At 51.8% G+C, this 21213-nt stretch carries 21 protein-coding genes and 2 rRNA genes (1 of these 23 only partly in view); 17 read left to right on the forward strand and 6 right to left on the reverse strand.

The features are described 5' to 3' along the window. From M493_RS01270 to M493_RS01300, 7 genes are all read left to right on the forward strand, one after another. Positions 1–371 (forward strand): 23S ribosomal RNA (locus tag M493_RS01270) (it extends 2557 nt beyond the left edge of the window). 369 nt (positions 372–740) lie between these two features. Next, a 5S ribosomal RNA gene (rrf, locus tag M493_RS01275) occupies positions 741–857 on the forward strand. Between the two features lie 224 nt (positions 858–1081). Further along, positions 1082–1540, forward strand: a complete 459-nt coding sequence (tsaE, locus tag M493_RS01280; protein ID WP_020958457.1) for a tRNA (adenosine(37)-N6)-threonylcarbamoyltransferase complex ATPase subunit type 1 TsaE — start codon at positions 1082–1084, stop codon at positions 1538–1540. After that, the gene (tsaB, locus tag M493_RS01285; RefSeq protein ID WP_020958458.1) at positions 1537–2277 is read left to right on the forward strand and encodes a tRNA (adenosine(37)-N6)-threonylcarbamoyltransferase complex dimerization subunit type 1 TsaB; all 741 of its coding nucleotides are present in this window, start codon (positions 1537–1539) and stop codon (positions 2275–2277) included. Before tsaE ends, tsaB begins: the two co-directional genes overlap by 4 nt. Further along, positions 2237–2689 (forward strand): ribosomal protein S18-alanine N-acetyltransferase, encoded by a 453-nt coding sequence (gene rimI, locus M493_RS01290; protein WP_020958459.1) that lies wholly within the window; start codon positions 2237–2239, stop codon positions 2687–2689. The genes tsaB and rimI overlap by 41 nt, the downstream gene beginning before the upstream one ends. Continuing rightward, positions 2686–3699 carry a tRNA (adenosine(37)-N6)-threonylcarbamoyltransferase complex transferase subunit TsaD gene (gene tsaD / locus M493_RS01295; RefSeq protein ID WP_020958460.1) on the forward strand — a complete coding sequence of 338 codons (1014 nt, stop codon included), beginning with the start codon at positions 2686–2688 and terminating at the stop codon, positions 3697–3699. Before rimI ends, tsaD begins: the two co-directional genes overlap by 4 nt. 78 nt (positions 3700–3777) lie before the next feature. Next, on the forward strand, positions 3778–4053 hold the full coding sequence (locus M493_RS01300; protein ID WP_023817427.1) for a hypothetical protein: 276 nt from the start codon (positions 3778–3780) through the stop codon (positions 4051–4053). On the opposite strand, the gene M493_RS01305 is transcribed toward M493_RS01300, so the two are convergent. Further along, complete coding sequence (locus tag M493_RS01305) at positions 4038–5969, reverse strand: ABC-F family ATP-binding cassette domain-containing protein (protein WP_020958462.1); 1932 nt, start codon at positions 5967–5969, stop codon at positions 4038–4040. The two genes, M493_RS01300 and M493_RS01305, sit on opposite strands and share 16 nt — an antisense overlap. A 98-nt stretch (positions 5970–6067) precedes the next feature. Between M493_RS01305 and moaC the strand changes: the two genes are divergently transcribed. The 4 genes from moaC to tatC are packed head-to-tail and all read left to right on the forward strand — an operon-like array spanning position 6068 to position 8175. Beyond that, entirely contained in the window at positions 6068–6556 is a 489-nt protein-coding gene (gene moaC / locus M493_RS01310) for a cyclic pyranopterin monophosphate synthase MoaC (RefSeq protein WP_020958463.1), read from the forward strand. Between the two features lie 15 nt (positions 6557–6571). Next, on the forward strand, positions 6572–7213 hold the full coding sequence (locus M493_RS01315) for a redox-sensing transcriptional repressor Rex (protein WP_023817429.1): 642 nt from the start codon (positions 6572–6574) through the stop codon (positions 7211–7213). A gap of 15 nt (positions 7214–7228) precedes the next feature. Then, a complete protein-coding gene (tatA, locus tag M493_RS01320; RefSeq protein WP_020958465.1) occupies positions 7229–7381 on the forward strand; it encodes a twin-arginine translocase TatA/TatE family subunit in 153 nt (50 codons plus the stop codon). 20 nt (positions 7382–7401) lie between these two features. After that, positions 7402–8175: a twin-arginine translocase subunit TatC gene (gene tatC / locus M493_RS01325; protein WP_020958466.1), complete on the forward strand. Its 774-nt coding sequence runs from the start codon at positions 7402–7404 to the stop codon at positions 8173–8175. A 38-nt stretch (positions 8176–8213) separates the two neighbouring features. On the opposite strand, the gene M493_RS01330 is transcribed toward tatC, so the two are convergent. Beyond that, positions 8214–8393 (reverse strand): YdiK family protein, encoded by a 180-nt coding sequence (locus M493_RS01330; RefSeq protein WP_020958467.1) that lies wholly within the window; start codon positions 8391–8393, stop codon positions 8214–8216. After that, positions 8390–9124, reverse strand: coding sequence for a CPBP family intramembrane glutamic endopeptidase (locus M493_RS01335; protein WP_020958468.1), 735 nt, complete (start codon positions 9122–9124; stop codon positions 8390–8392). The genes M493_RS01330 and M493_RS01335 overlap by 4 nt, the downstream gene beginning before the upstream one ends. 357 nt (positions 9125–9481) lie before the next feature. Between M493_RS01335 and groES the strand changes: the two genes are divergently transcribed. Further along, the gene (gene groES, locus M493_RS01340; RefSeq protein WP_020958469.1) at positions 9482–9766 is read left to right on the forward strand and encodes a co-chaperone GroES; all 285 of its coding nucleotides are present in this window, start codon (positions 9482–9484) and stop codon (positions 9764–9766) included. Between the two features lie 122 nt (positions 9767–9888). Then, on the forward strand, positions 9889–11508 hold the full coding sequence (gene groL / locus M493_RS01345; protein WP_020958470.1) for a chaperonin GroEL: 1620 nt from the start codon (positions 9889–9891) through the stop codon (positions 11506–11508). A gap of 326 nt (positions 11509–11834) precedes the next feature. Here groL and M493_RS01350 read toward each other — a convergent pair whose 3' ends face one another. Both M493_RS01350 and M493_RS01355 read right to left on the reverse strand, forming a co-directional pair. Further along, positions 11835–13073: a cation:proton antiporter gene (locus tag M493_RS01350; RefSeq protein ID WP_020958472.1), complete on the reverse strand. Its 1239-nt coding sequence runs from the start codon at positions 13071–13073 to the stop codon at positions 11835–11837. 9 nt (positions 13074–13082) lie between these two features. Beyond that, complete coding sequence (locus M493_RS01355) at positions 13083–13577, reverse strand: cation:proton antiporter regulatory subunit (RefSeq protein WP_020958473.1); 495 nt, start codon at positions 13575–13577, stop codon at positions 13083–13085. 553 nt (positions 13578–14130) lie between these two features. Here M493_RS01355 and fumC point away from each other — a divergent pair. Beyond that, positions 14131–15501: a class II fumarate hydratase gene (gene fumC / locus M493_RS01360; RefSeq protein ID WP_020958474.1), complete on the forward strand. Its 1371-nt coding sequence runs from the start codon at positions 14131–14133 to the stop codon at positions 15499–15501. A 43-nt stretch (positions 15502–15544) separates the two neighbouring features. Here fumC and M493_RS01365 read toward each other — a convergent pair whose 3' ends face one another. Beyond that, positions 15545–16768: an Nramp family divalent metal transporter gene (locus tag M493_RS01365; RefSeq protein WP_020958475.1), complete on the reverse strand. Its 1224-nt coding sequence runs from the start codon at positions 16766–16768 to the stop codon at positions 15545–15547. 128 nt (positions 16769–16896) lie between these two features. Between M493_RS01365 and M493_RS01370 the strand changes: the two genes are divergently transcribed. Genes M493_RS01370 through M493_RS01380 form a run of 3 tightly spaced genes read left to right on the forward strand, consistent with a single transcriptional unit; the run spans position 16897 to position 21181 of the window. Beyond that, positions 16897–17853, forward strand: coding sequence for an AAA family ATPase (locus tag M493_RS01370; protein ID WP_020958476.1), 957 nt, complete (start codon positions 16897–16899; stop codon positions 17851–17853). A 2-nt stretch (positions 17854–17855) separates the two neighbouring features. Continuing rightward, positions 17856–19025, forward strand: a complete 1170-nt coding sequence (locus tag M493_RS01375) for a DUF58 domain-containing protein (RefSeq protein WP_023817431.1) — start codon at positions 17856–17858, stop codon at positions 19023–19025. Continuing rightward, positions 19022–21181 carry a transglutaminase TgpA family protein gene (locus tag M493_RS01380; RefSeq protein ID WP_020958478.1) on the forward strand — a complete coding sequence of 720 codons (2160 nt, stop codon included), beginning with the start codon at positions 19022–19024 and terminating at the stop codon, positions 21179–21181. Before M493_RS01375 ends, M493_RS01380 begins: the two co-directional genes overlap by 4 nt. The last annotated feature ends 32 nt before the right edge of the window (positions 21182–21213 follow it).

A 21213-nucleotide genomic window follows, 5' to 3' on the forward strand; every position in this document is an offset into this window, starting at 1 on the left:
TAGTCGGTCCCAAGGGTTGGGCTGTTCGCCCATTAAAGCGGTACGCGAGCTGGGTTCAGAACGTCGTGAGACAGTTCGGTCCCTATCCGTCGTGGGCGCAGGAAATTTGCGAGGAGCTGTCCTTAGTACGAGAGGACCGGGATGGACGCACCGCTGGTGTACCAGTTGTCCCGCCAGGGGCACCGCTGGGTAGCTATGTGCGGACGGGATAAGCGCTGAAAGCATCTAAGCGTGAAGCCCCCCTCAAGATGAGATTTCCCATCGCGTGAAGCGAGTAAGATCCCTCGAAGATGACGAGGTCGATAGGTCCGAGGTGGAAGCGTGGCGACACGTGCAGCTGACGGATACTAATCGATCGAGGGCTTAACCAAGAAAAGTGGAGGCCGCCCGCTTATCGGCGAAACGCGCTGGAGGGCCTGCGAGGAGGCTCGAACCAAGCCAAAGCTTGGTTCTGCGTGGGTGGTATCACAGGAGCGTATGCAATGTGTCGCCGCCGCAGCAGGACCGAAGCGTCGCGAGCCGATGGCGGCCGGAACTAGACAGTGAAAAGCGCAGGCGAGCGGGTCGCCGCGATGGGCAAATGTTCTTCGCCTGCAGGGATTTGCGATCCCGAAGGCGAAGGTTATTTGACCCCGAGCGGCGGCGAGCCGAAGCTAGACAGCACGAAAAGCGCAAGCGCCGCTTCTTCCGACAACGGTTATCTAGTTTTCAGGGAACGAATTCCTGACAACCTCATATGGCCTAGTGGTGATAGCGGAGGGGAAACACCCGTTCCCATCCCGAACACGGAAGTTAAGCCCTCCAGCGCCGATGGTAGTTGGGGCCAGCGCCCCTGCAAGAGTAGGTCGCTGCTAGGCAATCTCATTCACCAGGGAGTAGCAACACGCCTAATTCCCTTTTTTCTTTTTTGGACGGATATTTATCGTAGGACTGCCCAGGAGGCCCAGCGGCCTCAACAGGGCAGTCCTTTTGCTTTGCATTAGCCGGTTTTTTGGCATCGTCAGTGGCAACGTGGTGGTTCCTTATGGTAAAATTTCAAAAGCGAGAGTAAAGATGATAAAATGGGATAAGGTGGAACGCCATGAAGCAGTTTGAACTTACCGTGCATTCTCCGGAAGAGACGAAAGCGGTTGCCCGCCGGCTTGCAGAACGGCTTCGTCCAGGGATGGTCATCGCGTTAGAAGGTGATTTAGGAGCAGGGAAAACGACGTTTACGAAAGGGCTTGCCGAAGGGCTGGGCATTACGCAAAACGTCAACAGTCCGACATTCACGATCATCAAGCAGTATGATGGACGGCTGCCGCTTTACCATATGGATGTATATCGTCTTGAAGACGAATGGGAGGATCTTGGGTTTGACGAATATTTCAATGGCGACGGTGTTACAGTCGTCGAGTGGGCCCATTTGATTGCGGGCCAGCTGCCTGAGGAGCGGCTGACTGTTTCTTTGTTTCGCTATGGCGGCGATGAACGGAGACTTGTGTTTGAGCCGTTAGGGCGGCGCTATGAACAGCTATGCAAGGAGATTTTTGCGTCATGAAAATATTAGGGATTGATACATCAAATATGCCGCTTGGCATTGCTGTGGCGGATGGGGATGCCATTAAGGGGGAACTTGTGACGAGTGTAAAAAAGGATCATTCCGCCCGGGCGATGCCGGCTATTGAATCGTTGCTTCGGCAATGCGGGATGGCGCCCAATGAGCTCGATTTAATCGTTGTCGCCAAGGGTCCCGGATCTTATACTGGGGTGCGGATCGGTGTGACTATTGCGAAAACACTTGCTTGGTCGCTCGGCATCCCGATAGCCGGTGTATCGAGTTTAGAGGTGCTTGCCGCTAATGGCCGTTATTTTCCCGGCGTGATCGTTCCTCTGTTTGACGCGCGGCGCGGGCAGATTTACACTGGGTTGTACCGGTACGAGAACGGAGCCCTCCGTTGCCTCGAAGCGGACCGGATTGTAGCGGCGGACAAGTGGGCCGATCATTTACGCAGGCGGGAAGAGGATGTCTTGTTCATCGGGACGGATGCGCCGGTATATGGTGAACTGTTTCGGAGCCGCTTAGGCGGGCGGGCTTTCCTCGCGCCGCCGCCGTTAACATTGCCGCGGCCAGGTGAGCTCGTCATGCTTGGAAAAGAGAAAGAACATGAGAATCCGCATACGTTTGTGCCAAACTATATCCGCCTTGCGGAAGCCGAAGCGAAATGGCTTGCGAGACAAAAAGGGGACGGGGACGATGGGGATCGATGTACAATTCCGGCTGATGACCGTTCATGATATCGATGAGGTCGTGCAAATTGAACGGGCGTCGTTTACCGCGCCGTGGAGCCGGGAATCTTTTTACAACGAACTGATGTACAACCGTTATGCCAAATATATTGTCATGGTGTATCGCGGACGGATCATCGGGTATGCGGGGATGTGGCTCGTGATTGATGAAGCGCATGTGACGAACGTCGCCGTGCTGCCGCAGTTTCGCGGACAAAAGCTCGGCGAAGCGCTTATGCGCCGCCTGATGGAAACAGCCAGGCAGCATGGGGCGGCGACGATGACGTTGGAAGTGCGCGTCTCGAACCATGTCGCCCAGTCGTTGTACCGAAAGCTCGGGTTTCGCAATGGCGGCATCCGCAAACGGTATTATCCGGATAATTTTGAAGATGCGCTAGTGATGTGGGTGAAACTGAGATGAATGAAAACGTGCATGTATTAGGGATTGAAACGAGCTGCGATGAAACAGCGGCGGCCGTGGTGAAAAACGGAAAAGAGATTTTATCGAATGTTGTCGCATCGCAAATGGAAAGCCATCGGCGGTTTGGCGGCGTTGTGCCGGAAATTGCCTCGCGCCACCATGTCGAACAAATTACACTCGTGATTGAGGAGGCGATGCAGCAGGCTGGCGTATCGTTTTCCGATCTTGATGCCATTGCGGTGACGGCCGGGCCGGGGTTGGTTGGGGCGCTTCTTGTCGGGGTGAACGCTGCCAAGGCGCTCGCGTTTGCCCACGGCTTGCCGCTTATCGGGGTGCATCATATTGCCGGTCATATTTATGCCAACCAGCTCGTGGCGGAGATGAAATTTCCGCTGTTGGCGCTTGTCGTTTCCGGCGGGCATACGGAGCTTGTTTACATGGAAGGACACGGGGCGTTTCAAGTCATTGGCGAGACGCGCGACGACGCAGCTGGCGAAGCGTATGACAAGGTCGCCCGGGCGTTGAACTTGCCGTACCCAGGGGGGCCGCACATTGACCGGCTTGCCCATGAGGGGGAGCCGGTGATTGACTTGCCGCGGGCATGGCTCGAGGAAGGGTCGTACGATTTTAGCTTCAGCGGCTTAAAATCCGCCGTGCTCAATGTGCTTCATAATGCAAAGCAGCGCGGTGAGGAGATTGATCCGAAGCAGATGGCAGCGAGCTTTCAAGCGAGCGTCATCGATGTGCTAGTGACGAAAACCGTGCAGGCGGCGAAACAGTACGGTGTGCAGCAAGTGCTGCTCGCCGGCGGGGTGGCGGCCAACCGCGGGTTGCGGTCCGCGCTGCAAGACAAAATGAAAGAGCTCCCGGATGTGGAGCTGGTCATCCCGCCGTTGTCGTTATGCACCGACAACGCGGCGATGATCGCCGCGGCCGGAACGGTAATGCATCAACAAGGCAAGCGAGCCGACCTAGCACTCAATGCCAATCCAGGCTTGCCACTTATGTAGTTGAAAATAAAGAACAAAAGGGTGGTTGCTTGCAGTAGGCAAGAGAACCGCCCTTTTTGTTTAGGGAGCAAGTTTTGGTTGTCTTCGATCAAAAGGGGTTGTGTATATTTTTATCCACAAGATGTGGGCAATGTGGAAAAGGTGAGAAAATACTACAAACATAAGGGCAGCAATACACAGTGCGTTTTGGGCAAAAGGAAGGGATTGTTTGTGGATAATGTGGAAAAGTCGGTGAATAACTTATATTTCACAGGTGGAATTGTGGATTTTTTTGTGGATAATGTGACTAACTTAAAAAAACAGCCCGCCACGATCACGGGCGGGCTATGGGGATGGGGTTATAGTGAAGTGTAAAGCTGTTCCCATTCGGCCAATAACTTTTCCACTTGTTGTTTTCGCTCTTCGTTTTGTTGCGACAACTGCTGCACGGTTTCATAATCGCCATAAACAGACGGGTCGCATAATTGCTGTTCCACTTCGGCGATTTGCGCCTCAAGCGCCTCGATCTCAGCCTCGATCTCATCCAGACGGCGTTGGCGCTGGCGCTGCCGCTTTTTCTCTTCTTTTTCCTGTTCATAAGTGGATTTGGTCGATTCACTGCTGTCCGGCGTTTTGTCCGAGTGGGCGTTGAGGCGCGCCAGTTCGCACATTTCCGCTTTTTTGGCGATGTAGTAATCGTAGTCGCCTAAATATTCGGTGAGGCCGCCGCTTGATAGCTCGAACAGCTTCGTCGCAATTCGGTTAATGAAATAACGGTCGTGGGAGACGAACAAAATGGTACCTGGATAGTCGATGAGCGCTTGTTCGAGCACCTGTTTGCTGTCGAGATCCAAATGGTTGGTCGGCTCGTCCAAAATAAGAACGTTCGCCTTTTGCAGCATCAGTTTGGCGAGCGCCAGGCGCGCCTTTTCCCCGCCGCTTAACGCCGAGACCGGTTTTAAGACGTCATCGCCGGAAAATAAAAAGTTGCCGAGCACGGTGCGGATTTCTTTCTCGGTTTTGTCCGGGTAGGCATCCCATAGTTCATCAAGCACTCGTTTATTCGATGATAAATCGGCTTGATTTTGATCATAATAGCCGATTTGGACGTTTGAGCCGTAGCGAAGCCTTCCTGCTTGGACAGGAAGCCGACGGGCGACCGCTTTTAGCAATGTTGATTTGCCGATGCCGTTCGGTCCGACTAAGGCGATGCTTTCTCCACGCGTGATGCGAAAGCTGATTTGACGGATGACGGGTGTTCCCTCGCCGTAACCAACGGCCAGTTCTTCGGCGGTAAGCACTTCATGGCCGCTAGGCCGTTCGATCGAGAAGGAAAAGGAGGCCGATTTCTCATCTCCAGTGGGGCGTTCGAGCCGTTCCATTTTTTCTAGCTGTTTTCGTCGGCTTTGCGCTCGTTTGGTCGTCGAGGCGCGGGCGATGTTGCGCCGGATGAAGTCTTCGAGACGGGCGATTTGTTCTTGCTGTTTCTCATATCGTTTTAACTCTTGTTCATATTGCTCGGCCCGTTGTTCCAAATAGCGGCTATAGTTGCCCGTATACCGCTTAAGTGTCGCGTTGGACAGCTCGTATACCTCAGTGACGACTTTATCTAAAAAATAGCGGTCGTGGGAAACGAGCAGGACGGCGCCAGGGTATGCCTGCAAATATTGCTCCAACCAAGAGAGTGTTTCAAGATCCAAATGGTTGGTCGGCTCGTCTAAAATCAGCAAATCCGGCTTAGATAATAGAAGTTTTCCGAGGGCAAGCCGCGTCCGCTGTCCGCCGCTTAGCGAGGAAACGGGCGTTGTTTTGTAATCGTATGACGAAAATTGCAGCCCGTGCAAAACAGAGCGGATGTCGGCTTCGTACTGGTAGCCCCCTTGTTCTTTGTACTGCTCTTGCAGTTCGTCATAGGCTTTGAGCGTTTTTTCGTAGCGAGATGGATCGGCGAGCACATCTGGGTCGCCAAGTTGGGTGCCGAACTCTGCCAACTGTGCTTCGATCGCCCGAAGCGGTGCGAACACGTCGAGCATCTCGTCCCAAATGGAACGTGACGAGTCAAGACTGCTGCTTTGCGCCAAATAGCCAATCTTGATATGGCTTGGCTTGATGATCTCGCCGCTGTCGTAAGAAAGTTCGCCGGCGATGATTTTTAACAATGTCGATTTTCCTGCGCCGTTGCGGCCGACGAGAGCGATTCGGTCGCGGGACTGTATTTCTAGTTTTATATTCGATAAAATAAGGTCAGCGCCAAAATATTTCGTGAGCTGGTGCACCTGCAAAATCATCATGTCGTTTCACCTCTCGGAATAGTTTAACGTATGTCGTCAAAACGGTCAAAGACAGATAATGAAAAATCGTGTATAGTTTATAAGTGGAGGAGATTGTCTTGTCGTCGTTTACTCATTTCAATGAACAAGGACGCGCGAAAATGGTCGATATTACCAACAAGGAAGACACGGTACGGGTGGCAGTGGCAAAAACGAGCATCACCGTCAGCGAAGAGATTTATGAAAAAATAACGAACAACGCCATCGGGAAAGGGGACGTGTTGGCCGTGGCCCAAGTGGCCGGAGTGATGGCGGCGAAAAAAACGGCCGATCTCATTCCGATGTGCCATCCGCTCATGTTAAAAGGCGTCGATATTGCCTTTGCTTGGGAAAAAGAGGCGGAAGCGTATAAACTTGTGATGACCGTGACGGTCAAGACGAAAGGGAGCACAGGGGTGGAAATGGAAGCGCTGACGGCCGCCTCGGTGTGTGCGTTAACCGTGTATGATATGTGCAAAGCGATTGATAAAGGGATGATCATCGGTCCGACGTATTTGGTCGAAAAAACGGGCGGGAAGTCCGGCCATTATCGACGGAAAACCGATTAGTTGGGGGATGAAACCATGAGCAACGAACAACCGAAAATTCCGCAGGCAACCGCGAAACGGCTGCCGCTGTATTACCGGTTTTTGAAGAACTTGCATGCGTCAGGCAAACAGCGTGTATCCTCTGCCGAGCTAAGCGAGGCGGTGAAAGTCGACCCGGCGACGATTCGCCGCGACTTTTCGTATTTTGGCGCCCTCGGCAAAAAAGGGTACGGGTATAATGTGAATTATTTGTTGTCGTTTTTCCGCCAAACGCTTGAAGAGGATGAAGTGACGGAAGTCGCCTTGTTCGGAGTCGGCAATTTAGGCACCGCCTTTTTAAACTACAACTTTTCGAAAAATAACAACACAAAAATTGTCATGGCGTTTGATGTCGATGAACGGAAAGTCGGATCGACAGTCGGCGGTGTGCCAGTCTATCATCTCAATGAGCTCGAGGAGCGGCTTGGCGGCGATATTCCGGTCGCCATTTTAACCGTGCCGGCCGCGGTGGCCCAAGCGCTTACCGACCGCCTTGTCGCCCGGGGGATTAAAGGCATTTTAAACTTCACCCCGGCGCGCTTGAATGTACCGAGGCATATCCGCGTCCACCATATCGATTTGGCCATTGAATTGCAGTCGCTCGTTTATTTTTTGAAAAATTATCCATCGCCATCATAAAGGAGAGAATAAAGCGTGAAATACATTTTGATTGTCCTTGTGATTTTGCTGCTGTTTGGCGCGAAAAAATTGCCGGAGCTCGGGCGGTCGTTCGGCCAGTCGCTGCGCGAGTTTAAAGATGCAACGAAAGGGTTGGCCGATGACGAGGAAAACAAAACCGACCGGTGACAAGGCAGGATGGGGAAACGATGAATGACAAAGAAATGTCGGTGTATGAACACCTCGGAGAGCTGCGGAAACGGCTTATCATCGTGCTTCTCTTTTTCGCCGCGGCGCTCATTGCCAGTTTCTTCTTTGTCGATGACGTTATTGTGTATTTGCAGCAGACCGCCGAGGCAAAACAACTAACGATGAACGCTTTCCGTCTCACCGATCCGATTAAAGTATATTTTCAGTTTGCCTTTGTGCTCGCCGCTGTGCTGTCTGCTCCGGTGTTGCTGTACCAAATTTGGGCGTTTGTCAGCCCAGGGCTGTATGAAAAAGAGCGGCGGGTGACGCTCAGCTATATTCCGGCGTCGATCATTCTATTTTTAGCTGGGGTTAGTTTTGCGTATTTCGTCTTGTTTCCATTTGTCGTCCGGTTTATGAATCAGTTGGCGGAACGGCTCGGCATTCAACAGATGATCGGCATTAACGAATATTTCCAGTTTTTGCTCCAGCTCGTGTTGCCGTTTGGCATTGTGTTTCAGCTGCCGATTGTTGTGTTGTTTTTCACCCGTTTAGGATTGATTACGCCGCAACTTCTTGTTCACATCCGCAAGTATGCGTATTTGGCTCTGTTGATATTGGCGGCGGCCATTACACCGCCAGATGTGTTGTCGCAAGTGATCGTCATGATTCCACTGACGCTTTTGTATGAAGGAAGCATATGGATTGCAAAAATTGGCTATCGAAAGGCACAATTAGCGGCGGAGCAGGAAAGCGTTGATTCACGTTACGGACAACAGCGAGAGGACGGTTGATACGGCGCCAGGCAAAAACCCTCCCCAACGGGAGGGTTTCATCGTCTTGGTGTGAAGAACAGGCGAAGGGCAGTGCTGAAATCAAAAGCGGCCAACGCTGCCAACGCGATCGTCGTGACATTCCAAATGGTTTCATGGACGCTTTCAATCGCCAAATACGTAAACAGGAAGCCCAAGATGAAATACGGGAGCGAAAACAGCCGCGGGTGGCGCGTCATAGCCAAAACCTCCAAACAGCCAACGGCAGTTCCGCCTGACGCATCATGTTTTCCAATTCATCAGCCAACAAAATTTGAACGACAACGACAAACGTATTCATCGCTACGTGGGCGAACATTGGCACGAAAATGCGCCCGGTTTTGGCGTATAAAAAGGCGAATACCATCCCCATGGACGTGTACAAAAGCAAATGTTCCGGCTCCATGTGCACGATGGCGAACAGAAGAGAGCTGACCAGTGCCGCAAACCAAAAGTTGTACTTTTCATAAAGCGAGCCAAAAATGATTTTGCGGAAAATGAGCTCCTCTAAAATCGGGCCGACGATCGACGTGACGACGACGAGCAATGGCGTCAGGCGGATGATGTCAATGATGTGCTGTGTGTTTTCCGAGCCTGGCTCGATGCCCAATAGACGCCATTCGATATTGGCAGCAATGCTTTGCGATGCGAGCGCCAAAAAGACGCCCGAGATCGCCCACATCCATGACGAAGCAAGCGACAGACGCCGCATCGCCCGCTCATCGCGGTCGCCGCGGAGCAACCATAAAATGATGGCAAAAGCCAATAAAAAGCTGATGACCGCCCAATACCCGGAGGCGATTTTCGCTGCTTCAAGGCGTGTTTGTGCACCTTGACCAACGCCGAGGGCACGGAGGAGCGGCACGCCGACAAAGGCAGACAGCTGCATGGCGATATATGTGATAATGACATACCAGTAGTGGCGTTTCAAATCACTTTACCCCTTTATTTCAAATATATCCGTATTGTAGCACATGTTCCGCGAAATGATAAGAAAAGCGCGCCTATCAGAGGCGGATCGTGATGGCAAAAAAATGAGCAGACGCTGTTTATCGGTTTCGGAAATGTGCAATAATGAAAACGGGTTCGAGCGGACAGGCGCATGGGCTGAGGGGGCGGTTCAGCTCATTTTCTCCTTTCCTCTCGTATAAAAGAAAAACAGTTATTTTTTTGTATTTCCTACTTGCAAAACGGAGAAGAGTTCATTAATATTATAAGTGTGTTAGCACTCGATTGTGATGAGTGCTAATAAGAACGGTGAAAACTATCGTTAAGGAGGTTGTTTCCCGTGTTGAAGCCATTAGGCGATCGTATTGTCATTGAAATCGTGGAAACCGAAGAAAAAACGGCCAGCGGCATCGTGCTGCCGGATACGGCGAAAGAAAAGCCGCAAGAAGGCCGCGTCGTTGCTGTCGGCACAGGCCGCGTGCTCGATAACGGCCAACGTGTCGCGCCGGAAGTCGAAGTCGGCGACCGGATCATTTTCTCGAAATATGCCGGCACGGAAGTGAAATACGACGGCAAAGAATACTTAATTTTGCGTGAAAGCGATATTTTAGCCGTCATCGGCTAATATATGCGTTTACCACATAAACATTCTGAAAAACATACGAAATACGCAACTTTATTCATGACACGAATACTTAACTTTTTTACGGCATGCAGTGCGACTAATTCATAAGGAGGTAACGGGGTATGGCAAAAGAAATTAAGTTCAGCGAAGAAGCGCGCCGTGCGATGTTGCGCGGGGTGGACAAACTCGCAGATGCGGTGAAAGTTACGTTGGGTCCGAAAGGCCGCAACGTTGTATTGGAGAAAAAATTCGGTTCTCCGCTCATCACGAATGACGGGGTAACCATTGCAAAAGAAATCGAGCTCGAAGATCCGTTTGAAAACATGGGCGCGAAATTAGTCGCTGAAGTCGCCAGCAAAACGAACGACATCGCTGGGGACGGGACGACAACTGCTACCGTATTGGCGCAGGCCATGATTCGTGAAGGCCTGAAAAACGTAGCAGCCGGCGCGAATCCGATGGGCATCCGCCGCGGGATTGAAAAGGCGGTGGCGGTTGCTGTTGAAGAGTTAAAAGCCATCTCCAAACCGATCAAAGGGAAAGAGTCGATTGCTCAAGTTGCTGCGATCTCGGCGGCTGATGAGGAAGTCGGTCAATTGATCGCTGAAGCGATGGAACGCGTCGGCAATGACGGCGTCATCACGCTCGAAGAATCGAAAGGCTTTACGACAGAACTCGATGTTGTCGAAGGGATGCAATTCGACCGCGGCTATGTTTCGCCGTACATGATTACGGATACGGAAAAAATGGAAGCTGTTCTCGAAAATCCGTACATCTTGATTACGGACAAAAAAGTATCGAGCATCCAAGAACTGTTGCCGATTTTAGAACAAGTCGTCCAACACGGCCGTCCGCTCTTGATCATTGCCGAAGATGTCGAAGGCGAAGCATTGGCAACGCTCGTCGTCAACAAACTGCGCGGTACGTTCAACGCGGTAGCCGTTAAAGCGCCTGGCTTCGGTGACCGCCGTAAAGCGATGCTCGAAGACATTGCGATTTTAACAGGCGGTGAAGTCATCTCCGAAGAGCTCGGTCGCGAACTGAAATCGACAACGATTGCGTCGCTTGGCCGTGCGTCGAAAGTGGTCGTGACGAAAGAAACGACGACGATCGTCGAAGGCGCTGGCGATTCTGAACGCATCAAAGCGCGCGTCAACCAAATTCGTGCGCAGCTTGAAGAAACAACGTCTGAATTCGACCGCGAAAAACTGCAAGAACGCTTGGCGAAATTGGCTGGCGGCGTAGCAGTGATCAAAGTCGGCGCGGCAACGGAAACGGAATTGAAAGAACGCAAACTGCGCATCGAAGACGCGCTCAACTCGACTCGCGCTGCAGTTGAAGAAGGCATTGTTGCCGGCGGTGGCACGGCGTTGATGAACGTTTACAACAAAGTCGCGGCCATCCAAGCAGAGGGCGATGAGGCAACGGGTGTGAAAATCGTCTTGCGGGCGATCGAAGAGCCGGTTCGCCAAATCGCGCAAAACGCTGGTTTGGAAGGCTCGATCATTGTTGAGCGTCTGAAAAACGAAAAAGCAGGTGTTGGTTTCAATGCGGCAACGGGCGAGTGGGTAGACATGATCGAAGCCGGTATCGTCGACCCGACGAAAGTAACTCGTTCGGCGCTGCAAAACGCTGCATCTGTTGCCGCCATGGTGCTGACAACAGAAGCCGTTGTGGCTGACAAACCGGAGGAAAATAAAGGCGGCAACCCGAGCATGCCGGACATGGGCGGCATGATGTAATCTTACCGCAAAAAACCTTGGAACACTGGGGGTTTCCCCGGTGTTCTTTTTCTTTTGGCCGCATTTTGACCACGAAAATCATCCATGTTGGATCAAAACTCCTATTGCTTGGATGTGATTCATATTTTTCTTTCGTGAAAGAGCCATTTATCTACAGTTTGAGGGGAATATATAGGCCGTTGCTCGTCACGGATTTTAAGGGAGGAGAGGAGAAAGATGAACAACGAAAAAGAAGGCGGAGCGAACCGCCTTTTTGGCCATGTGATCGGTGAAAATCAATCGCGTTTTTTCTTGTCACTGAAGCGTTCGCCCGGGTAGGAGAGCGTTCAGTTTTTTTCTGCAACTTTTAGCTTTTCTTTCTTTTCATTTTTGGCTTTTTCGTCCCATTTGAATACTTTGTTCAGCCATTTATAAACACTTTTGCTCTCTCTTGCGAAGAGCGGTCCTAATATAGCAAGCATAAGAACGTAAAGGGCTGTAAACGGGGTTAGTATAGGGTTTAACCCTGCTGTAATCCCCAGGTTCGCCACAATAATGGAAAACTCGCCGCGCGCCGTAATCGTTAACCCGATGTTTGTGGAGGCTTTGTGGGATAAACCTGCTCTTCTCCCGGCTATCATGCCGGCCACCATATTGGCGATTAAGGTCACGACGACAGCCCCTAAGGAGAGCCAAAACGCATCAATTAAAGTGGAAGGGTCAATACTCAATCCGAAGCTAAAGAAAAAGACGGCTCCAAAAAAGTCTCGGAACGGAATCACTAAATGTTCAATGCGATCGCGATGTTCCGTTTCTGAAAAGACAAGCCCGAGCAATAAGGCGCCAATAGCCTCGGCAACGTGAATGGTTTCGGAAAAACCGGCAATAAAAAACAGAATGGCGAATATGACGATGATAAATATTTCATCGGATTTAATGTTTAGCCATTTATTGAGCAAAGGTGCTCCTTTTCGGGCGACGACAAAAAACAGCAACATGTAGCCGACGGACGTTAACACAGACAAGCTGATTCCCAAAAATGAGGTGGAACCGGAAAGCAAAAAGCCTGAGATTGTCGTTAAAAATAGTGCTAAAAAAATGTCGTCAAAAAGGATCATTCCTAAAATAAGCTCTGTTTCCGGATTGGCGGTTCGTTTTAAATCGACGAGAACTTTTGCTACAATCGCGCTCGACGATACACTAAGAAGTCCGGCAATAATAAGCGTTTCTGACCAAGGCATTCCGACGATCCGGCCGTAAAGCAGCCCTAAAACGAAGTTTAACGCGACATAAAAGCTTCCGCCGATCACAATGTTTTTTCCGGACTTAATCAACTTGCCTACAGAAAACTCGAGACCTAAATAAAAGAGTAAAAATAGCACCCCGATTCTTCCTAAAAATTGGATGATTTCATTGCTTTCGATAAAGGTTAAGTCAATGATCCCAATCGTGGGGGCATGAGGACCTACTATCATACCGATGATAATGAGAAAGGGGATAATCGAGAAATTCAACCTGTTAGCGATCATGGCTCCGATAGCAATTAAAACGAGCGCAGTTCCCACTTCCAATACTAAGTGATCCATTTATTTACATCACTCCTTATTCGACAACAATTTGCTGATAATTTCCTTAATCTGTTGCCTTTCTCCAGATATCACTAATGTATCTCCGGCTTCAATCACTGTATCTGGTCCAGGATTATGAGATTTTTGGGAGTGTTTCTTTTTAATGGCAATCACTGTAACACCAAATTGGCTTCTTATATCGAGATCACCGATTTTTTTATTGACAGCGGGGGCGTTTGGCTCCACCTGAAACCATTCGATAATTAAATCATCAAAAGCAAATTCAACGCTCTCAAGCGCCTTTGGTTTGTAGGCCATTCCCCCGAGTATGCCGGCGATTTGCCGCGCCTCTTGGTCGCTTAATGTGACACTGCTGACCACTTCATCGTAATCGTCGGAATCAAAGTGATAAATTTCCCTTCTCCCATCATCATGGATCACGATGACGAGTTTATCTTGGTTTCGAGTAATAATTTCGAATTTACAACCAATTCCCGGAAGTTCGCTTTCTCTAATATTCATGACCATGCTCCTCCTTGTGAATGTTTGTTTATTAATAAAGGTGCCGGTTTAGGTGTAGGCACCTGTATCGGACAAGTAGTTCTTGATTTGTATTGATCAGAGATGATTTACAATCATTTTTAATTTGGTTTTTAAGCGGACGTGTGCGAGGACGATGAGTTAGTTTATGTATAGTCTACCCATATTGGTGCAAGTCATCCCCTTTTGTAAAAATAGAGTTAAATTCCATAAAATATACTTAAAAAGAAAAACATCCAAGTAGAGGAAACTAAAATCACTATTTCCCTACTGAATTATTGGATATCGTATTTTGTTAAATATTGGTGCAAGATTTGTCTTGAAAATGCAAGTCCCCTTTTTGATGATGGGTCAAAAATTTTTTAATGGAATATTTTTTAGGTAAAAGGAATGATATTACTTTTCTGTTTTGTTGTTTTATTTATGATTTATTATAACAGTTAAAATATCTTTTTTCATCGATTTTGACTTGTTGAATGGGGCAAAACGGGAATAACAACATAATGAAGGCGTTTACTCGAAGGAGGATCATCCGATGAACGAACGAATTGAACGCGATTCGCTCGGTGAGGTGCGGGTGCCGGCCGATAAGTACTGGGGTGCGCAGACGGAGCGAAGCCGGCAAAACTTTCGCATCGGCACGGAAACAATGCCGTTGGAACTCATTTACGCCTACGCTGAGCTGAAAAAGGCGGCGGCCGTCGTCAACCATCGGGTTGGGAAATTGAGTGAAGCGAAGCAACAGGCGATTGTCGCCGCGTGCGAGGAAATTTTGGCGGGCCGATGGGATGACCATTTTCCGCTCGTCGTCTGGCAGACGGGAAGCGGGACGCAGACAAATATGAATGTCAACGAAGTGGTGGCGAGAAGAGCGAACGAGCTGCTCGCGGACGGTGAGGGGAGCATCCATCCGAACGATGATGTGAATATGTCACAAAGTTCGAACGACACGTTTCCGACAGTGATGCATATCGCGATCTACACAAAAATTCAAACGCACCTTCTGCCAGCGCTTGACGGCTTGATCGAAACGTTTGCTGAGAAAGCACGCCAATATGAGAAGACGATCAAAATCGGGCGCACCCACTTGCAAGATGCCACACCGCTCACGTTTGGGCAGGAGATTTCCGGGTGGCGGACGATGCTTGGAAAAAGCAAAGCGATGATCATGGAGGCGAGTGAGAAGCTGCTTGATTTGGCGATCGGCGGTACGGCGGTCGGCACCGGGATCAATGCGCCGCCGGGATTTGGCGAGCAGGTAGCCGAGCAGCTAAAAGCGCAAACCGGTTATCCATTCCGCTCGGCGGCGAACAAGTTCCATGCGTTAACGAGCCATGATGAGATCGTGTACGTCCACGGGGCGTTGAAGGCGCTCGCCGCCGATTTGATGAAAATCGCCAATGACATCCGCTGGCTGGCAAGCGGACCGCGCTCGGGGCTTGGCGAAATCATCATTCCGGCGAATGAACCAGGAAGCTCGATCATGCCGGGCAAAGTGAATCCGACGCAAAGCGAAGCGATGACGATGGTCGCCGTGCAGGTGTTCGGCAATGACGCCGCCATCGGTTTTGCGGCGAGCCAAGGCAACTTTCAATTGAATGTGTTTAAACCGGTCATCGCCTACAACGCCATCCAGTCGGTGCAACTGCTCGGCGATGCGATTCGTTCGTTTGATAAGCGGTGCGCCCAAGGGCTGAAAGTGAACGAAGCGAAGATGAAGGAGTATGTGGAGCGTTCGCTCATGCTCGTGACGGCGTTAAGCCCGCATATCGGCTATGACCGGGCGGCGGAAATCGCCAAACTTGCCCACCGCGAAGGGTTGACGCTCAAGGAAGCGGCATTAAAAACCGGGTATGTTACCGTTGAGCAGTACGAGCAATGGGTAAGACCAGAAAAGATGATTTAGTCCAAAAACGCCCATCCCGTGAAAAACGGGATGAGCGTTTTTTCTAGGCAAACAGGCGGATTAGTTCATTGATGGACAATACGGCAAACAGTGCCAGGCAAAGAGCGAGCAGTGCGTTCGACAGCCAATGGTTGCGTCCTTCGTTCGGAAGCGCTTTTTTCGAATTAAGCAAGTAAAGAAGTGTGACAGCCAAAAACGGCATAAACAGCGCGCCGAGCGCTCCATAGACGATAATGAGTCCGACCGGTTTGCCGATGAAATGCAAGAGCATCGGCGGGAAGGTGAGCCAAAAGACGTAGAACCGGAACGCTTTTGTCCGGTTGAGCGATTCTGCGCCCACAGGTTTCTTTCGCACATTGCGGACAAAATCGGCAAACAAATACGAAACGCCGTTCCAAACGCCGATGACCGACGTAAATGACGCCGACCAAAAGCCGAGCAAAAAGAGCCAACGGGCAGCCGGATTCAGTTCGTTGCCCATGATCGTGGCGAACGAGACAAGTCCTTGCTCGCCGCTGATCGTCGTGTCAGTGCCGTACAGCAAGGCTGCCCCAAGCACAAGCAGCGATAAAGTAAAGATGGCGGTGACGATATAGGCAATAGCGGAGTCATAGCGCATCGGCGACACATAGGAGCGGCCTTTCCATCCGTTTTCCTGCAGCCAGTAACCGTATGATGCCATCGTGATCGAACCGCCGACACCGCCGATCAGTCCGAGAGCGTATAACAGCGAGCCTTTCGGCAAGTCGGGCACTGCCGTTTTCCAAAGATCGTCCAGTTGCGGCAAGACAAGAAGAGCTGAGCCGACAACGGTAATGAACATGAGTCCGACGAGCACGTTCATAACTCGCTCAAACAATTGAAAGCGGCCGGACCAAGTAATCGCAAAGCCGGCTACTCCGTGGATGACGGCCCACGCCCAAAGCGGGATGGACGGGATCATCGCTGACATCGCCAAGGCGCATGATGACGTGCCGGCCGCCCCATAGACAAATCCCCAAATGATGGCGTACACGCCAAAATAAATCGAGGCCCATTTCCCCATCGATTGCCAGCCCTCGAAAATGGTTTTGCCGCTGAGCAAATGCCAACGGCCGACCCCTTCATTCAACACAAATTTGAACACTGCACCGACGATAATCGCCCACATAAAGACAAGGCCGTAGTTCGTTCCGGCGACAAGGGCGGCCACCAAGTCTCCAGCCCCGACCCCGGTCGCAGCGACAATCAGCCCCGGACCGATCATCGTCCATTTGGGTTTTCCCATTTTTCTCCTCCCCTTTGTTGCAAATTGATTCCAAAAGTTGCGTATATTCGATATTATATTAATAGTATAAACGATATATTGTCTACCTCTAAAAGATTCATTGATTACGATAAAAGGAGTTTGATGTCATGGCGATTAACGAACCGCTGCTTTCCTCCTTTGAAAAGGTTGTCCGCAACATTGAGCAAGTTATCGTCGGGAAACGAGAGGTCATCCTCCTCAGTTTAACAGCGTTATTGGCTAAAGGTCATGTGCTGCTTGAAGACGTTCCCGGCGTCGGCAAGACGATGTTGGTGCGTGCGTTGGCGAAATCGTTCAGCGCTGAGCTGAAGCGCATTCAATTTACGCCGGACTTGTTGCCGAGCGATGTGATCGGCGTTTCCGTTTATAATCCGAAAACGCAGCGGTTTGAGTACAAGCCCGGGCCGATCGTCGCCCATATCGTGCTTGCCGATGAGATCAACCGGACGTCGCCGAAGACGCAATCGGCGCTCCTGGAAGCGATGGAAGAAGGAAGCGTGACCGTTGACGGCGTCACCCGGGCGCTGCCGCAGCCGTTTTTAGTGATGGCGACGCAAAATCCGATTGAATATGAAGGAACGTACCCGCTCCCCGAGGCTCAGCTTGACCGGTTTTTGGTGAAGCTGCACATGGGCTATCCGTCTCCCGACGAGGAAATCGAAATGTTAAACCGGTTGGAAAAAGCGGCGCCGCTTTCGGAGATCGGGCCGGTGATGTCGCTTGACGAACTGCTGGCCCTGCAACAAAAGGTTTCGGATGTGCATGTGAGCGACACGGTGAAGCGGTATATCGTCGATCTTATTCAGCAAAGCCGAACACATGAAGCGGTCTATTTAGGCGTCAGCCCGCGCGGGTCAGTCGCCTTGATGAAGGCGGCGCAAGCGTACGCATGCATTCATGGCCGCGATTTTGTCATCCCGGATGATGTGCAGCACCTCGCTCCCTACGTGTTGGCTCATCGCCTGCTTATTCGCCCGGAAGCGAAATGGGACAAGCTTGATGCTGAAATGGTCGTCAGTCAGCTTGTTGCCCGCACGCCAGTGCCGGTGCAAGGGCGGAGGTAACGATGAAGAGAACATGGAACAGGCGTTGTTGGCCTGCTCTCGCCCGGCTGTTGCTCTTGACGGCGGTTTTGTTTTCGTACGCTATGTTCCAAGGTGGGTTTGTCAGCTGGTTTTTGTTTTATAGTTTTTTGCCGTTTGGGTTGTATGCGCTCTTGATCGCGATATATCCGCTTAAGCGCACCGCGGTCCGGCGGACGGTGCCGGCCGGGCGCCGCTACTGGGCCGGGGATCGCATTCCTGTCACCGCCCACATCGATTTGCCATGGCTGATTCCGATGGCGGCCGTGGTGGTGGCTGAAGGGGAGCAGAACGGAGGGGCAATGATCGCCTGGCCGTTGCGCCGCCGCCTCGTTTGTACGTGGTCGCTTTCTTTGCCGCGCGGTCGTCATTCGTTGGATACGATTCGCCTCGAGGTGCACGATGCGTTTGGTTGGGTCCGCAAAACGGCTTCATTTCATGCCCCGTGCACCGTCATCGTTTACCCACGCTATATCGAATGGCCGGCTGAGGCGGTGCGCGAATGGTTTGCGCACGGAAAAGCGGCGCGGCCCATTCCGCTTCACCGCGATATGGTGGTCGCAGCCGGCGCCCGTGAGTACGTGCCTGGGGATAAAATGTCGTGGGTGCATTGGAAGGCGTCGGCGCGCAGGCAGGAGCTGATGACAAAAGAATTCGATGAGCAGCGCAACGACGATTGGATCGTAGTGCTCGACGGCGCGCCGTCCCGATCGTTTGAGGAGCTCGTGACGCTCGCCGCTTCTGTGGCAAAGGCGTTGATCGATGACGGAGTGCCGGTCGGGTTGCTTGTGGCTGGAAAAGAGCGTTCTTTTGTAAAGCCGCGCCGCCATAATGACCAGTGGCAGTCGCTCCTTCTCAAGTTGGCGGAAGCGCACGATGACCGGAACGAGCCTCTCGCCCGCATCTTGATGGAGGAAATCAACGACCGGACAGCGGCTGGATACATCATGGTCACGTCCTCGTTATCCGCCGAATGGGTCGGGCAGCTGCGCGAAATGGCATCAAAGCGCCGTGTCGTGCTGTACGTTGTCAGTGACAGGTGGGGGGAGGAAGAGCGAAATGAGGCGGATCGGCTGCGCCATAGCGGAGTGTATGTGTCGCACATCGCCCCGCCCACCTTGCAAACCGTCTGGCAAGGAGGGAAGGAGAAATGAAACAGTTGGCGTCTACGGTCATATCCGTCGCGCTGCCCAACATGGTTGCCGCCTGGCTGCTTATGGAATGGCTTTGGCCGCTTGGCACGTTGACAGACACAGAACATATCGAAACGTTCGCTTTGTTTGTCGCCGTTTGTTTCCTGTTTTACGCCCTTCGCCTTCCTGTCTGGCTGTCGGCTTTCGGAAAAACCGCCTTTATATGGTGGGCGCTTGACGGTTGGTTTGATGGACGGTCAATCTGGGGGATCCCGCATCGCCTTTGGCGGGATAGTCTTGTTTGGCTGGAGGCGGACGCTTCATCCATGCCGAGCGATTTAGTGCGCACAGTCGCGTTTTTTGCGCTTTTATGGGCGGCGTCGTTTGCCTGGCATTGGTTCGTTATGCGGAGAAAATGGTGGTTTGTCCCGTACGCGGCGACAGTCTGCTATGTCACTGTGCTTGATACGTTTTCGCCGCATAGCGGCAACGCGGCGATCGTCCGTCTTGTCGGGATTGGGTTTTTGGCGTTTGCTTGGCTGCATGGCGAGCGGCTGCGGACTGGGGGAATGGTGTTTGCGGCCGGAAAGTGGCGGGCAGTGGCGTTGTTCCTTCCTGCCATTGCGGTTGCTTTTGGATATGCGGGGCCTAAGCTGCCGCCCCAATGGCCGGATCCGGTGGCGTTCATCCGCAGCTATGCCGCCAATCCGGGAGAAGATCCCGATGTCCCGGCGGCCGTTGGGGTCAAGAAAATCGGCTATGGGCAAAATGATTCGCGGCTCGGCGGCCCGTTTATCGCTGATGATACAGTTGTTTTCATGGCGGAAGATGCGCGCCGCCATTATTGGCGAGTGGAAACGAAAGACATTTATACTGGAAAGGGATGGGAGGCATCCGGAAGCGAGCAAGTCCGTTCATTTGAAAACGGGGCGCCAGTCGGGTATGAATGGTGGAGCGACAACGTCAAGACAGTCGAGCAGATGGCGGAAATCACCCGACATGATCAAGCGTTTCATCTTATCTATCCGCTCGGCTTGCAGCGAGTGCAAACGGCCAATGCCATTGTCTACCGGATGCATCTGGCGACAGAAAAAATTTATACGACCGACGCCAATGCGAATGCCCTTCCGATCCGCCGGTATACGCTCACGTATATGGAACCGGATTTTCCGATCGAGGTGTTGCGGGCAGCGCCTCCTGTCCAAGATCCACTCCTTTTGAAACGTTATACACAACTGCCGGATACGCTTCCGCAGCGGGTGCGCGATCTCGCGAAACAAATTGCTGATGGAAACGAGACGGCGTACGATCAAGTGAAAGCCATTGAACAATATTTCCATATGAACGGGTATACGTACGAAACGACGGACGTTGCCGTTCCAGGAGCCCATCAAGATTACGTCGACCAGTTTTTGTTTGAGACAAAGCAAGGGTATTGCGACAACTTCTCGACTTCTATGGTCGTGCTCGTGCGCTCGCTTGGCATCCCAGCGCGCTGGGTGAAAGGCTATACGTCGGGACGGCTTATTGGGGAACGGGACGGGCAAAACGTTTACGAAATCCGCAACAATGACGCACATTCGTGGGTGGAGGTGTATTTTGAAGGCGTCGGCTGGGTGCCGTTCGAGCCGACGCAAGGGTTTGTCAACCCGTATTCGTTCTCGCTTACCTCGCCAAATCCGGAAGAGCCGGCGCCGGCTTTGCAACCGGAAGAACAGGAAACGCCGCGGGTGCCGCTTGATCAATTGCTTGAGCAGCCTTCGACAACGGGGGAACGTTGGTGGAAGAAGATGGCAGACGCTTGGTCATGGCAAACAGGGTTGGCTGCGCTGGCGGCGGCGGCCGCGCTTGGAGGGGTTGGCTATGCGACAAGGAGAAGATGGTGGCCGCGCTGGACGCTCTTTCGGTTTCGCCGCCGGCAAAGCAGCGGACCGGAATGGCTCGTCCCTGCGTATTCTGCGTTGCTGCGCCATTTGCACGATTACGGGGTGAAGCGGAAACCGCACGAAACGTTACGTCAATACGCCGCCCAAGTGGACCGGTTATTCGAGACCGATGAAATGGTGCGGCTGACGAAATGGTATGAACAGGTTGTTTACGGTGTGGGCTATGGTGCGGACGATAGTCTTGAGGTGCGCCAATTGTGGGAAAATTTAATAAAAAAGACGATCTCTTGACCGCCTGCCGGCAAGTTGATAGAATGAATTCA

Origin of the sequence: Geobacillus genomosp. 3, assembly GCF_000445995.2 — a bacterium.
GTDB lineage: Bacteria > Bacillota > Bacilli > Bacillales > Anoxybacillaceae > Geobacillus.